The organism is Frankia sp. AgKG'84/4 (assembly GCF_023242965.2).
Lineage (GTDB): Bacteria > Actinomycetota > Actinomycetes > Frankiales > Frankiaceae > Frankia.
This window is the reverse complement of record NZ_JALKFU020000082.1, coordinates 1-14,069: the sequence shown is the minus strand read 5'-3', so window position 1 is coordinate 14,069 and position 14,069 is coordinate 1. Positions and strand designations below refer to the sequence as shown.

At 71.0% G+C, this 14,069-nt stretch carries 7 protein-coding genes, 2 pseudogenes and 2 riboswitches; of the genes and pseudogenes, 2 read left to right on the top strand and 7 right to left on the bottom strand.

Annotated features, from left to right (window positions below; genetic code table 11):
- The first annotated feature begins 11 nt into the window (after window positions 1-11).
- Together MXD58_RS08265 and MXD58_RS08260 are read left to right on the top strand one after the other, a co-directional pair.
- Window positions 12-2,021, top strand: a complete 2,010-nt coding sequence (locus MXD58_RS08265) for an IucA/IucC family protein (RefSeq protein ID WP_250609163.1) — start codon at window positions 12-14, stop codon at window positions 2,019-2,021.
- Window positions 2,018-3,508, top strand: a complete 1,491-nt coding sequence (locus tag MXD58_RS08260) for a glutamine synthetase family protein (protein ID WP_374615807.1) — start codon at window positions 2,018-2,020, stop codon at window positions 3,506-3,508. The genes MXD58_RS08265 and MXD58_RS08260 overlap by 4 nt, the downstream gene beginning before the upstream one ends.
- A gap of 126 nt (window positions 3,509-3,634) precedes the next feature.
- Here the strand turns inward: MXD58_RS08260 and MXD58_RS08255 are convergent.
- The 7 genes and pseudogenes from MXD58_RS08255 to MXD58_RS08225 form a co-directional block, all read right to left on the bottom strand.
- Window positions 3,635-5,812: pseudogene (locus MXD58_RS08255) on the bottom strand (MMPL family transporter); the annotation flags it as partial.
- A gap of 145 nt (window positions 5,813-5,957) precedes the next feature.
- Window positions 5,958-7,028: a glycosyltransferase family protein gene (locus tag MXD58_RS08250; RefSeq protein ID WP_248836426.1), complete on the bottom strand. Its 1,071-nt coding sequence runs from the start codon at window positions 7,026-7,028 to the stop codon at window positions 5,958-5,960.
- A 757-nt stretch (window positions 7,029-7,785) separates the two neighbouring features.
- Window positions 7,786-8,604, bottom strand: a complete 819-nt coding sequence (locus MXD58_RS08245; RefSeq protein ID WP_248836425.1) for an FkbM family methyltransferase — start codon at window positions 8,602-8,604, stop codon at window positions 7,786-7,788.
- A 555-nt stretch (window positions 8,605-9,159) separates the two neighbouring features.
- A complete protein-coding gene (gene gcvP, locus MXD58_RS08240) occupies window positions 9,160-12,198 on the bottom strand; it encodes an aminomethyl-transferring glycine dehydrogenase (RefSeq protein WP_248836424.1) in 3,039 nt (1,012 codons plus the stop codon).
- 56 nt (window positions 12,199-12,254) lie between these two features.
- A riboswitch (glycine riboswitch) is annotated at window positions 12,255-12,383 on the bottom strand.
- Window positions 12,384-12,479: riboswitch (glycine riboswitch) on the bottom strand. It lies immediately after the preceding riboswitch.
- A 145-nt stretch (window positions 12,480-12,624) separates the two neighbouring features.
- Window positions 12,625-13,449, bottom strand: a complete 825-nt coding sequence (locus MXD58_RS08235; RefSeq protein ID WP_248836423.1) for a PIG-L deacetylase family protein — start codon at window positions 13,447-13,449, stop codon at window positions 12,625-12,627.
- A 124-nt stretch (window positions 13,450-13,573) separates the two neighbouring features.
- Window positions 13,574-13,756 carry a hypothetical protein gene (locus MXD58_RS08230; protein WP_248836422.1) on the bottom strand — a complete coding sequence of 61 codons (183 nt, stop codon included), beginning with the start codon at window positions 13,754-13,756 and terminating at the stop codon, window positions 13,574-13,576.
- A gap of 43 nt (window positions 13,757-13,799) precedes the next feature.
- Window positions 13,800-14,069: pseudogene (locus MXD58_RS08225) on the bottom strand (hypothetical protein); the annotation flags it as partial.

Below are 14,069 nucleotides of genomic sequence, written 5' to 3'. Positions count from 1 at the left end.
GCGCCGCGCCGCTGCGGGCGTCGGCGCTCCGCTGGCGCTCCGCGGGCCGCGCCCTGCTGGTCAGACTCATCGCCGAACTGGCCTATGAGGAACTCCTCCACCCCGAGATCCCCGAGATCCCCGAGCACCCCGAGCACCCCGAGCACCCCGAGATCCACGACCAGTGGCCTGGCGCGAACGGGGACGATGATCCTGCGATCGGGCGGGGGCCAGCGCGTACGTACACCCTGGCGGCGGCGGGCTGCACCTACGTCTTCCGGGCGCGGCGGGGCACGTTCGGGTCATGGTGGCTAGAGCCCGCGACACTGGTCCGGTCGAACGCGCCTGGCCACGGCGCCGACGAGGACCCGTTGGCGGATGGTCCCGCTGACGACCCGGTTCGTTTCCTGCGAGACCTGCAGTCCGAACTCGGCTGGTCCGACCAGGTGCTCGCCGACGTGATCAGGGATCTGTTGGCAACGCAGGCCGCGGACCGGTGCCTGCTGGAATCGGCCATCCCGGCGGCGGACCTCGCCGACCTCCCGTTCGTCGCGCTGGAAGGGCGCCAGTCCGGGCACCCGTGCCTCGTCGCCAACAAGGGGCGACTCGGGTTCGGTGCCCAGACGGACCTCTACAGCCCGGAGGCCCGCTCGCCCTTCCGGCTGCGCTGGGTCGCGGCCCACCCGAGCATCGGGCTCTTCCAGCAGATCCGCTCCGCCACCGTGCCCCGGGCGGAGCGCCCCACACCGGCCGGCGCCGGGACGGCGCCCCTGGCCGGACCGGAGCTGCTGATGACCGAACTCGACGAGGACACCCGCGCCCGGTTCACGGCGACCCTCGTCCACGCGCTTGGCGACGCGACGGTCGGCGCGGCCGCCGTGGACTACGTCTGGCTGCCCGTGCACCCCTGGCAGTGGGAGAACGTCATCGTCCCGCTCTACGCTGCCGAACTGGCAACCGGGCTGCTCGTCCCGCTGGGCGAGGCGCCCGACCGGTACCTCCCGCTCCAGGCCATCCGTACGCTTGCCAACATCGACGTGCCGGCGCGCCGAAACGTCAAGCTTGCCCTGATGATCCGCAACACCCTGGTGTGGCGGGGGATGTCGGCGGCGGACGCCGTCGCCGGCCCCGCGGTGTCCAGCTGGCTGCTCGACCTGGCCACGGCTGACCCGTTCCTGCGCGAAGCCACCAGGGTGATACCCCTGCCCGAGGTCGCGGGCGCCACAGTCCGTCATCCGGCCTACGACGGCATCCCCGCGGCGCCCTACCGGCTGCACGAGCTGCTCGGTGCGCTCTGGCGCGATCCGGTGGACCAGCATCTGGACCCCGGGGAGCGGGCTCGCAGCCTCGCGTCGCTGCTCCTGACCGGATCGGATGGACGGGCGCTGGTCACCGAACTCGTGGCCCGATCGGACCGGTCGGCGCGGGACTGGCTGGCCGCCCTGTTCTCCGCGCTGCTGCCACCGCTGCTGCACTACCTCTACCGCTACGGTGTCGCCTTCACCCCGCATGGCGAGAACGTGCTGTGCGTCTTTTCGGCCGATGAGCTCCCCACCCGCATCGCGATCAAGGATTTCGGGGCGGACATCGAGCTGGTGGACGATGACGTCGCGGCGCTCGAGCTGCTTCCCCCGGCGGTGGCCGAGCACTGCCGCCGCTGGCCGGGGGCGATGCTGGCGCATTCGGTGCTCTCCGCCGTGTTCGCCGGCCACTTCCGTTTCTTCGCCGTACTCGTCGAAGACCATCTCGAGATCGGGGAGGGCGAGTTCTGGCGACTGGTGCGCGCGAGCATCGACGGCTACCACGCGCGTTTCCCGGAGCTGCGGCAGCGTTTCGCGCAGATCGATCTGCTCGCGCCGAGCTTCGACCGGGTCTGTCTGAACCGTGAGCAGTTCGCCGGCGCCGGGTTCCATGACCGGGCCGAGCGGGACGGCGGGTTCGACCTGATCCGCGGCCACGTCGCGAATCCGGTGGCGACCCCGCCCGCCGACCAGACGGGCCCCGAGCGGGCGACGTCGGCGGCCCGCCCGGAGACGGGGTGAGGGCCACCCCGGGCCCCCCGGCCCGTTCGGGGGAGGGCACGCCGCCGACGGACGGGCCCGGCCGGGCGGTGCTCACGGACCTGCTGACCGGTGACGACCCGATCGACGAGGTGGTCGTCGCGACCGTCGACCTGCCGGGTCGGCTGGTCGGCAGCGCCGTATCGCCGGAGCACTTCACCGGCGAGGTCCTCCCCGGGGGCCTCGGTGCGTGCGCCTACCTGCACGCGGTCGACGTCGACATGCGGACCGACGGAGGCTATCCACGCACCCCCTGGCTGGACGGCTTCGGTGACCTCCGGCTCCGGCCGGACCTCGCCAGCCTCTCCCGTGCACCGTGGCGCCGGTCCAGCGCTGTGGTGCTGGCGGACGCCTACTGGCCCGACGGGACCGTGGTGGACGTCTCTCCCCGTGCGGTACTGCGCCGCCAGCTCGACGCGCTGGCCGCGGACGGTCTGACCGCCCTTGCCGGGACCGAGCTGGAGTTCCTGGCGTTCCGCGAGTCCTACGAACGCGCGGCGCGGTGTGCCTGGTCCGATCTGACCCCCGCAAGCCGGTACAGCATCGACTACGCGCTCTCCGGGGCTGAGGAACTCGACGAGCTGGCCCGCGGCATCCGGCTGGCGATGGCCCAGGCGGGCATTCGCGTCGAGTCCGCCCGGGGGGAGGTCCATCCGGGCCAGTACGAGATCGTGTTCCACTACGCGGAGGCACTTCGGACGTGCGACGCTCACGTCCTCTACAAGACGACCGCGAAGCGTCTCGCCGCGGCCCGCGGACAGGCGCTGACCTTCATGGCGAAGTACGACGCCGGGGAGGGCAACTCGTGCCATGTCCATCTCTCGCTGCGCGAGTCCGCGAACGACAGGCCGGTCTTCGCGGCCCCCGTCGACCGGGGCGGGCCGGCGCACGCGTCGACCGAGGCCGGTGATCGCCCGTCTGACCATGGCGCTCACGCGCGCGCCGACACCGCCGGCATGTCGCCGCTGATGTGCTCGTTCGTCGCCGGCCAGCTCGCCTGCATGGCCGATTTCACGCTGCTGTTCGCCCCGAACATCAACTCCTACAAGCGGCTGGCGCCGGGTGCTTTCGCCCCGACGGGGATCAGCTGGGGCCGGGACAACCGGACGTGCGCCGTGCGGGTCGTCGGCAGCGGGCCAGGGCTGCGGGTCGAGCACCGGGTGCCAGGCGGCGACGCCAACCCGTACCTGGCCGTCGCGGGAATCCTCGCCGCCGGCCGCTACGGGATGGAGCACGGCCTGGCGCTCGAGGACGGCCGGGTCGACAACGCCCTCACGGTTTCAGGTCTGCCGCCGCTGCCGACGACGCTGCGCGACGCCGCGGCACGGTGGCGGTCAAGCCCGATCGCCCGGGCCATGTTCGGCGAGCGGGTCGTCGACCATCTGGCCCATGCGGCCGAGGTCGAGCTGGCCGGGTACGACCGGACGGTCACCGACTGGGAGCGCCGTCGCGGCTTCGAGCGGTTCTGAGGCGGCCGTGGGTGGTGCCGGCTGGAACTCGTGCAGCCCAAGCCGGTCATGCAGGAGTCGCAGCGGGCGGGGAGCCCACCAGTTCGCCCCACCCGCGACCCGCATGAACGCCGGGACCAGCACCCCCCGGATGAGGGTCGCGTCGAGCACGATGGCCAGTGCCGTGCCGACCCCGAACATCTGCATGAACCGGACCGACGACGTCGCGAACGCGATGAACGTGACGGCCAGCAGGGCGGCGGCGGTGGTGACGATCCGGCCGACCCGCGCGAGCCCGGCGGCCACCGCCTCGGTGTTCGAGGCCCCGCCGTCATGCGCCTCCTTGATCCGGGAGAGCAGGAAGACCTCGTAGTCCATCGACAGCCCGAAGGCGATGCAGAACAGCAGCACGGGCATGGAGGTGTCCAGCGGCCCCGGGGTGAAGTCGAGCAGGCCGGACAGATGCCCGTCGCTGAAGATCCACACTGCGACGCCGAACACCGCGCAGGTGGACAGACCGTTGAGCACGATCGCCTTCAGGGGCAGCAGAACGCTTCCGGTGAACAGGAACAGCAGCACGACCGTCAGCAACGCGATCAGGCCCAACGCCAGCGGCAGCCGATCGGCGATCGCGGTCTTGCCGTCGACCAGGACGGCCGGCGCGCCGCCAGTGAGCACGGTGGTCGACTCGGGTACCGGCACCGCGCGGACGGCCCGGACCAGCTCCTGCGCCCGGCCCGACGCGTAGTCCACGGTGGGGATCACCTGGAGCATCTGTGCGCCGGGTGCCCCGAACCGGGCACTGGTCGGATTGGGGGGTGTGGCGCGCCCGCCGTGCACGTAACTACCGAGCGAACCGTCCACCCGGGCCACATCGGGTAGCCGCGACAGGGTGGCGGTGTAGGCGGCGAGGGCGGACCGGTCGACCGACGGGGATCCGTCCCGGGACCGCACCACCAGGTTGAGAGCACCGCCGAGGTCGACGGTGAACTGCTCGCGCAACGCGTCGCCGACGACCCGGCGCGGCGCCGCCCCGGGTCGCAGGACCCGCTCGTCGGGAGTGCCGAAGTTGACGTGCAGGAAGGGCACCCCGAGCACCAGCAGGACGGCGATCACCGGCAGTCCGGTGAGCACGGGCCGGCGCATCACCGCGGTGGCGAGCGAGCGCCAGAACGGTGACTCCGCCGACTCCCGGGCCGCAGCCCGCGATGCTTGCCCGGCCGGCCCGGCCGGCCCGGTCGGGGGGTCGGCCCGCCGTCGGCGAACCCTCCCAACGATGCCCCCGACACGCAACGCGTTCACCCGGTCGCCGAGGACCATGAGCAGCGCCGGCAGCACGACCAGCGCGGCCAGGACCGCGACCACGGTCACCGAGATGCCCGCGTAGGCCATGGACTTCAGGAAGTACGGCGGGAAGAGTAACATCACCGCGGCGGTCACGATCACGGTCGCGCCGCTGAACAGGATCGTCCGGCCGGCGGAGCGCACCGTGACCGCCACCGCGTCGGCGCGGTCGCGCCCGGCGGCGAGTTCCTCCCGGAAGCGGCTCACCATCAGCAGTGAGTAGTCGATGCCGAGGCCGAGGCCGAATGCGGTCGCGAGGTTGACCGCGAAGATCGACACATCGGCGACGTTAGCGATGACGGACAGCACCGCTAGGCCACCGACCATGGCCAGCAGTCCGACGCCCAGGGGCAGCAGGGCCGCGACCACCCCGGCGAACGCCAGGACCAGAAGCACGAGGGTGACGGGGATCGCGAACGTCTCGGCCTTCGCCAGGTCGCTGGAGACCTGGCTGCCGATGTTCACGCCGACGGTGGCCGCACCGCCCGGTTGGACGATGACCGCCGCCGGCGAGTGGTCACCGGACTCGTAGCGGTCGACGACGTCCACGGCCTGGTCATCGTCCGCGACGCTGGCGATGACCAGGGCCGACCGGCCGTCCTGGGAGCGTAGTAGCGATCCCGCACCGGTCCAGTAGGACACGACGTCGCGGGCGCCTGGCTGAGCCGCAAGATCGGCGGCCACGGCGCGACCGGCGGCCGCGACGGGTGCGTCATCGACGTCGCCCCGTCGGGCGGTGACGAGCAGCAGTACGTTCGGGCGGCCGTGAAAGCGGGTGTCCAGCTGGTCGGCGGCCCGTGAGGACTCCGATGCCGGATCGTCGAAGCCGCCGGTCTGGAGCTTGCCGAACGCGGTCGCGGCCAGCACCCCGCCGCCGAGCAGGACCACGACGGTGAGCACAAGCACCAGGCGGGGACGGCGTGTGACCAGCCCGAGCAGGGGTGCGAACACAACATCCTCCGCAGGTCGACCGAGTGACATTAGGACAATGTTCTCGTTCGGCGTGAGGAGCTAGTAGAGGCCCACCGCCTGGAGCGGGTGACCGGCCGGTGGACCGCCCGGTCCGGCCACCCGTCCGGCCACCCGTCCGGCCACCCGTCCGGCCACCCGTCCGGCGATGATCAGATCAGGCGGACGTTCGCATCCGCCGGCCCAGGGTGTCCAGAGCCAGCCGACGAGCGCTCTTTATTTCCGGCAGCCGGGCCTGGTAGGCCGGAGCGGTAGCAAGCGGCTGGTAGAAGCCGTGCCGCGGCACGAAGTCCGACTCGTCGTAGCCCGCGGGTCGGTGGAGCGCGTACGTCCGACCTGGAAACAAAAGATCATAGTTGTCGGCGATCTGCCAGATGGCGACATGTGGATCCACCCGGCGACGCTGGAAGTAGGCCTCCAGCACATCGATTGTGAAACTGATCTCATGGAACTGTTTCACGAGGGCGTGGTAATGCTGCCCGACCTGGTACTTGATCGGAAGCTCGACCTGGAGGCTGTCGGAGTAGTCCAGCAGATCGAGGGCGAGAACCTTCAGCGAAGTCTCCACCCCATACCCACGGGAGAACGCGAGCGAGGCGAACACATCGGCATCTATCACGAACTCCCCGATCAGCGGCTGAATCGTCCGCGTGATCGAGGGCACATATCGGGCGAGTTGCTTCGACAACAACGACCGAAGCATCTCGGTGGTTCGTCCGCCCGGTCGACCATCGCCGGTCACCCGGCGAGAACTACCATTCACGAGTAGTGGCGCATTGCCGGCGGTGGTCGCCGCCGCAAGCACCCCGACTGTGTACGGATCGTAGCTTTCCAGATCGGCATCGTGAAAGATGAGGCGATTGCCGAACGCGAGGTACGCGAGGCTGCGCATCGCGCCGGCCTTGCCACCTGCCGCCGTCGACTCCCGGCCGGCGTGTCGCTGCAGGACGGACTGCCCGCGGACGACCCAGCTCGCGCCGGCCTCCGTCGCGATGCGCACCAGGTCGTGCTCGTCACCGTCCGAGGACGGGTCGACGACAACGCCGATCTCGTCCAGCACGCCACGTTCCTGCATCCACCGCTGGCGGTTCGCGGCGATGATCTCCCCGACGGTCCGGGCTGCCTCCGGGCCACGGGCCGGGATCAGCAGGCTCAGCGTGATGCCTTTGGCGAGCTTGTCCGCCTCGATCGCGTCGAGGTCGAGGCTGGTGGGTTCGAGCGTTCGCACGGACGCCCCTCTCTCGTGACCTTTCTTGGGTACGGACAGACCCCGTACCGGTGACGACATCCTCAACCCTGCCGCGAGTGTGCCGGGGGGTATCACGCGGACCGGTCGATGATTCCCTCCCACCCCGCTGATCGGATGATTACCTACCCCTGCCCACAACGCACCACCTGTGCGGCTGTTTCCGGCACGACCGGTGCCGCGGTTCGCTGGCGTCCTCCGCGAGGATCTCGGGTACCAGCGATCCGGCGCGTTCCAGATGCCGGAGCGTCAAAGTATCGGTGTTCCAGCCGAATCCGTCACTCCCCCGTTTGACGGCTGGTCTCCACCATCACCTCAGGCAGGCCGCGATCACGAAACGCCGCGCACACCGGCAGACTCCCCCCGCATGAGCACATGTGACAGCCGGCCGGACACCCAGAGTGGCAACCCCGGGGCGATCGGGGAAGAACTACCCACGCCCTGGCCAGACGATGCCACGCCGACACCGCGCGGCCGGGCAGTCTGCCGGCAGGAGTGAGCCACCTGGCGCCTGGGCCAGGTGGGCGGCGCGCCGCGATCGGCAGGACGTCGCGGCCGCGCGGTCGCACAGAGCGAGCACCGTAGGGGCCCACTTGGTGAGCGCAGGGCCGGTCCCGACACGTGGTTCGGCTCCCGCGGGGCCCCGCGCCGGACGACCGGTACGGGCCACCCTGCGAGCCGTACAGCGGTCACCGCCGCCCGCGCGGGAGATCATCGGGGGCGTTGCCCCGAGGCATCCTCAGGGATGCGCGACGAAGTTGAAGTGCCGGCCGGTGTCAAAGGTGTCCCGAAACTTCGGCAGAGTGTACGGACCGTTGCCGTCCAGATCGAAGATCCGCATTCCGAGATCGCCGTCGACGAGCGTGTACATCTCATCGGCCGTCGTGCCGAAGTCACGGGCGCCGGCGCCGAACTCGAACACCAGGTGGGGACGATACGCGGAGATCAGCTTGCGGGCCCCCCGGAAGACCCTGTATTCGGCGCCCTCGACATCCACCTTGATCAGGCTTGGTTCGTAACCCGCGGGCAGCGACTCATCGAGCACCTCGACGTCGACCTCGATCTGCTCGACCTCCTCTGTGTCCGCGACACGGTCCTGCAGCCCGCTGTAGGCGGGCCGACTGCGGACATATGCGAAGGGCAGGATTCCGGGTTCGTCGGCCAGCGCGGCCTGGCGCACTTCGACCGACGGAAAATCCGTCCGCAGTGCGGCGGCTAGATGCGGCAGAGGTTCGTACGCGATGTGCCGGCCCCTCGGGGCGTGCCGCAGAATCGTCCGCAGCACATCGCCACGGTGCGCGCCCACGTCGATGCAGTTCGACGTCTCCTGCAGCACGAACGACACCAGCAGCGCCAGGTGGCGGTCGTCATTGCGATTACGGCGGGCCGTCGGCACGACGTTGTCCCGCACCAGCTTCAGGGCCGGCCCGAGACCGACATCAACCGCCTTCCGGCGCAGATGTGCGACCTGTTTCTCCAACCGTAGATCCATCCGCCACATCCTTCCGTTGCCCCATCGGTGGTCTGCCGGAGTGAATAAACCGTAATCCACCACCACAGTTGGTCCCAACTATTGGGCTCAACCGATCAGTGGTCAATAGCCACCCGTCCGGGTACCGCCGCGAAAGGGGCCCATGACCCACGATTCTTCCGTTACGTGAGATTCCCGGAGGCCCGACCATGAGCTCGTGGAAGGGTCACACAAGTAAACGATCAGATCGCTGACTATGTGTCACGGAAATGGCCACCCGTGGCGACCCCACGATGCAAAGGTGCACGTCACGACAGGTGGCTGACCTCGTCCCGGGGACGGTGCCCCGGGTGTTACCGAAGCGGCACGGCCGGCGCGGGAAGCTCCGGGGCGCACGCGGGTTAGCGGGCGTGCCGCCGGGGCATCGGCGGTTCGGGCCTTACCGTCGTAAGCAGAGTTAACTTCACCTACACGCGGGCGAAACCTGCCGTCCAGGTATCCGCGCGCCCTCGCCAGGGCTACCAGCCCTGCCCGCGCCGGCCCCGTTCCCGCACGGCAGCGGACTCTCGGCACGGGCCCGACCCCGGATCCGACACCCGGAAGGTGCGGCGACCGCCGATGCTGGTCGCGGCCGCCCCCGCGTCAGCCGACCCCGACCAGCACGGGCTCGTCGTCGATGGTCTCCGCGAACGCCTCGACCGGTGGGCAGGTGCAGACCAGGTTCCGGTCGCCGTAGGCGCCGTCGATGCGCCGGACCGGCGGCCAGTACTTCGCCGCCCGCAGCCCGGCGACCGGATAGGCGGCGACCGAGCGAGAATACGGGTGCGGCCACTCGTCGGCGGTCAGCATCTGAGCGGTGTGCGGCGCGTTCCGCAGCGGGTTGTCCGTTTGCGGCCAGACTCCCGCGCCAACCTGATCCGCCTCGCGGCGAATCGCAATCATCGCTTCGCAGAATCGGTCGATCTCGGCCAGATCCTCGCTTTCGGTGGGCTCCACCATCAGCGTTCCCGCGACCGGGAAGGACATGGTTGGCGCATGAAAACCGTAGTCGATGAGGCGCTTCGCCACGTCATCGACGGTAACCCCGGTCTCCTTCGTGAGCGGCCGCAGATCGAGAATGCACTCGTGCGCGACCAGGCCATCCCGGCCCGCGTACAGGACTGGATAGTGCGGCCGCAGGCGGTGGGCGATGTAGTTCGCGTTCAGCACCGCGACCGACGTGGCCCGGCGAAGTCCCTCGGCACCCATCATGCGGATATAGGCCCAGGGAATCATGAGAATGCCGGCGGAGCCCCAGGGCGACCCCGAGATCGGTCCCACGCCGGTCTCCGGGCCGGCCTCCGGCCGCAACGGGTGGTTGGGCAGGTAGGGCAGCAGCTTCGGGCCGACGGCAACCGGGCCGACCCCCGGGCCGCCGCCGCCGTGCGGGATGCAGAACGTCTTGTGCAGGTTCAGGTGGCTGACGTCCGCGCCGAACTGGCCCGGCCGGGCGAGGCCCACCAGCGCGTTCAGGTTCGCGCCGTCGACGTACACCAGCCCGCCGGCCTCGTGCACGATCGCGCAGGCCTGCCCGATGCCCTCCTCGTAGACTCCGTGCGTCGACGGGTAGGTCACCATCAACGCCGCGAGGACCTCCGCGTTCGCGCGCGCCGCGCGGGCGAGATCGTCGAGGTCGACGTTTCCGTCGTCGTCGCAGGCGACCACGACGACCCGCATTCCGGCCATGGCCGCGCTGGCCGCGTTGGTACCGTGCGCCGACGAGGGAATGAGGCAGACGTCACGCGCGGGCGCCCCGGGCACCGCCCTGTCCCGGTGATAGGCGCGGATCGCCAGCAATCCGGCGAACTCGCCCTGGCTACCGGCGTTCGGCTGCACGGAGACCCCGGCGTACCCGGTGATCCGCGTCAGCCACTCCTCCAGATCCCGAATCATCTCGACATAGCCGGCGGTCTGGTCCAGCGGCGCGAACGGATGGATGTCCGCGAACTCCGGCCAGGTGACCGCGGCCATCTCGGCCGTCGCGTTCAGCTTCATCGTGCAGGAGCCGAGCGGGATCATGCCTCGGTCGAGGGCGAGGTCGACGTCGGCGAGGCGCCGCAGATAGCGCAGCATCGACGTCTCGGACCGGTACCGGTGGAACACCGGATGCTCCAGGTAGCCGCTCGTGCGCACCAGACCGGCGGGCAGCGCGACGGGAACCGACGCGGGCACCGGGCCGTCCGCGTCGATCGCCGCCGTGAGCTCGGCCGCTGTCGTGACCGGCACGCCGAACGCCGTCCACACGGCCCGCAGGTCCGCCTCGACGGTCGTCTCGCCGCAGGAGACCCCGACATGATCCCCGTCGACGAGGCGCAGGTTCACGCCGTTCTCGAGGGCCCGCGCCACCACCTCGGCGGCGGCACCGGGCACCGTCGCGACCACGGTGTCGAAGAAGGCGTCGGACTCGAGCACGACGCCGGCGGACCGCAGCCCTGCGGCGAGGCGCACGGTGAGCCCGTGGATGCGCCGGGCGATCCCGGCGAGGCCCTGCGGACCGTGGTAGACGGCGTACATCGAGGCGAGGACCGCCGGCAGCACCTGCGCCGTGCAGATGTTGCTGGTCGCCTTCTCCCGGCGGATGTGCTGTTCCCGGGTCTGCAGGGTGAGCCGGTAGGCGGGTGCGCCGTCGGCGTCGACGGAGACTCCGACCAGCCGGCCGGGCAGGGACCGCTCCAGGCCCTTGCGGACGGCGAGGTAACCGGCGTGCGGACCACCGAAGGACAGCGGCAGGCCGAAGCGCTGGGTGGTGCCCACCGCGATGTCCGCACCGAGTTCGCCGGGCGAGCGCAGCAGCGTCAGCGCCAGCGGGTCGGCGGCGACGGCGACGGCGGCCCCGCGCTCCTTCGCCGCGGCGATCGCGACGCTCAGGTCACGTACCGCCCCGCTCGGCCCCGGGTAGGACACCAGCACGCCGAACGTCGACTCCCAGACGTCCGCGGGCACAGCGGCCGAGTCGGTGAGATCGACGACCTCGACGTTCGCGCCCATCGCCTCCGCTCTGGTCGCCACGACCGCGATCGTCTGCGGCAGGGTGTCGACGTCGACGAGGAACGTGCGGCGCCCGCGCCTGGCCGTGCGCAGCGCGATCTGCATCGCCTCGGCCGCCGCGGTCGGCTCGTCGAGCAGGGACGCGCCCGCGACGTCCAGGCCCGTCAGGTCGGTCACCATCGTCTGGAAGTTCAGCAACGCCTCCAGCCGGCCCTGCGAGATCTCCGGCTGGTAGGGCGTGTAGGCCGTGTACCAGGCGGGATTCTCCAGGACGTTGCGCTGGATGACTCCCGGCATCACCGCGGTGTGGAAGCCCAGACCGATCATCGACGGCACCGGCCGGTTCTTGGCGCCGAGCGCCCGCAGCGCGGCGAGCACCGCCGACTCGTCCAGCGGCGCCGGGAGGTCGAGGGTGCGGTCCTGGATGCTGACCGGAACAGCGACCTCGGTCAGCGCGCTGAGCGAGGAATAGCCAAGCGCGGACAACATGACGCTCTGGGCGGCGTCGTCCGGGCCGATGTGGCGCTCGGCGAACCGGGGGTAGGACGCCGGGGGCACCGCCGGGCCAGGCGCACCGCCCGGACGGGGGACGGCGGCCGGGACCGTGTCCACACCGGGTCGGGCGCCAGGGGCTGCCGAGATGTTGTCAGGCATGGTGAGCTGCTCCGGAGGTCGGGCGACGACGGATCGAACCGACGCCGCGGCGGGCCTCCCCCTCTGTCATTGGCCTGAGAGATTCACCGCGACCACCGTTTACGGTCAGTGACCCGGAGGGTCGTGACGGGTGGCCGCAGCTTTCACCGTCGGCGGAACACCGAAATGTCCACTTTTCAGAGTTGCCTGACCCGGCGGTTGGGGGCCTGAGAGTTTCTGGGGAGAGCTTGCTCCTTCGGCGTCCTGGCGCGAAGCGGCCGGGACTCTCCCGCACGGGTGTGAGCGGCAGCGGTATGCAGTTCTCCGCCCGGACACTAGTCGCGAAGCGGTTCCGGGGCTACCGGAGCTCGGCGCATTAACACATCCGCAACATGGACCCAGGGTCGTCCGTCCCCGGCGGGACCCCCGAACGGGCTACCCGGCCGCTCAGACGAACACCGTCTCCGCGGGGCGCAACAGCCTCGCGAGGATCTCCGGGGTGAGGACCGCGGTGTCGGCGGGATGATCGGAAAGCGGCGCGATCTGCGACCGGTAGCACTCGACGGCCTGGCGCTTGGCCTGCTGGGCCGCCACGGGCAGGGGCACGGTCCGCGCCCTGGACCATGGCACGCGCGGGTCATCCGGGACGGCCCAGTGCCAGGTCCAGACGGGGTACTCGATCAGCCGCGATCCCGCCTCACCGGCCGCCAAGGCGGCCGCGCGTCCCGTTGCCTCATGGTCCGGGTGGCGGTCGTGGCGGTAGGTCGTCAGGATCCAGCAGTCGGGTGTCAGCAGCGGCTCGACCTGGGCGGCCAGCGTCTCCTCGTGGCCGGCGACCCGGCCGTCACCGAGCCCGGCCCGATGTACCTCGACGTCACCGAGCCCGAGTACGACCAGCGCGGCGTGCTGCTCGGCGATGCGTCGGCGGGCGAGCTCGGCGGCGGACAGCGTCGGCGAGCCGGGGTGAGAGGCGTCGCCGTCCGTCACCGCCACCACGGAGATCGTCACCCCCAGGGAGCGCAGGAGGACCAGCAGACCCCCGACGCCGAGCACTTCGTCGTCCGGGTGCGGGGCGACCACGACCACGCCGCGCGGGGGGTTGGTCAGATCGAACTCGGCCCAGCCCGGTCGCCAGTCCCGCCAGGCCGATTCGGGGGTGCCGGCAGTGCTGAAGGGACGGTCCGTCGGCGCGGTCCCCGGCGCCAAGCCCACGTCGCCCGGTGGGATCGGGCCAGGCTCACCATGGCCCGCTTCGGCGGGACGCTGCTGCATCACTCATACATACGGCAACCGTCAGCGGGTTGCACTGCCATTCGCACGCGGCCTGCGGCGGGCCGCGGACCGCGGCACTTGACCGGTCTGCGAACGACGCACCCGCCGTTGGCGGCCCCCGCCGTCATCGACGAAGCTTCTCGCTCTTGGCCGCTTCACGGTCACTCAGGGCTCCGCCGCGCTCCCGGCGGAAAATCGCCTCCGCGGCCCGGTCCTTCGACGTCTGGCTCGCCACCTGCCGGGCCATCTCGTGGTCGGAGGTGCCCGCTCCCGCGGGCTCGGTGTGCCCCTTCATCGCCTGCGCCATGGCTGGTCCCCTCCTCGACATCCGGCCTGGTCGACGGCCTGTCTCACCGCACGACCGGCCCCTGGGAGGGGTACCCGCCGCGGCCCGCGGAAACCTCCGCGGCCCCGACGCCGCGCCGCGCCGCGCGCTCACGCCGCCGGGACGGGAAGTCCCGCCGCCAGCGGTGGATCTCGACGGTCACGGTATGCGGCGCGATCCGGTGTGCCAGCCGGCGATGGCGTGGAACCGCACGCCGCAGGGCCCGTTCCAGCGCGCCGAGCTGGCGCCACGCCTCGTCGGCGGCGCGTCGGCCGCCCGCCGCACCCCACTGGGC

What these genes read in the sequence shown, in the direction of transcription:
- gcvP (WP_248836424.1), bottom strand. Translation starts at nt 12,198, where the DNA reads ATGCCTGACAACATCTCGGCAGCCCCTGGCGCCCGACCCGGTGTGGAC.
- MXD58_RS08235 (WP_248836423.1), bottom strand. Translation starts at nt 13,449, where the DNA reads ATGCAGCAGCGTCCCGCCGAAGCGGGCCATGGTGAGCCTGGCCCGATC.
- MXD58_RS08230 (WP_248836422.1), bottom strand. Translation starts at nt 13,756, where the DNA reads ATGGCGCAGGCGATGAAGGGGCACACCGAGCCCGCGGGAGCGGGCACC.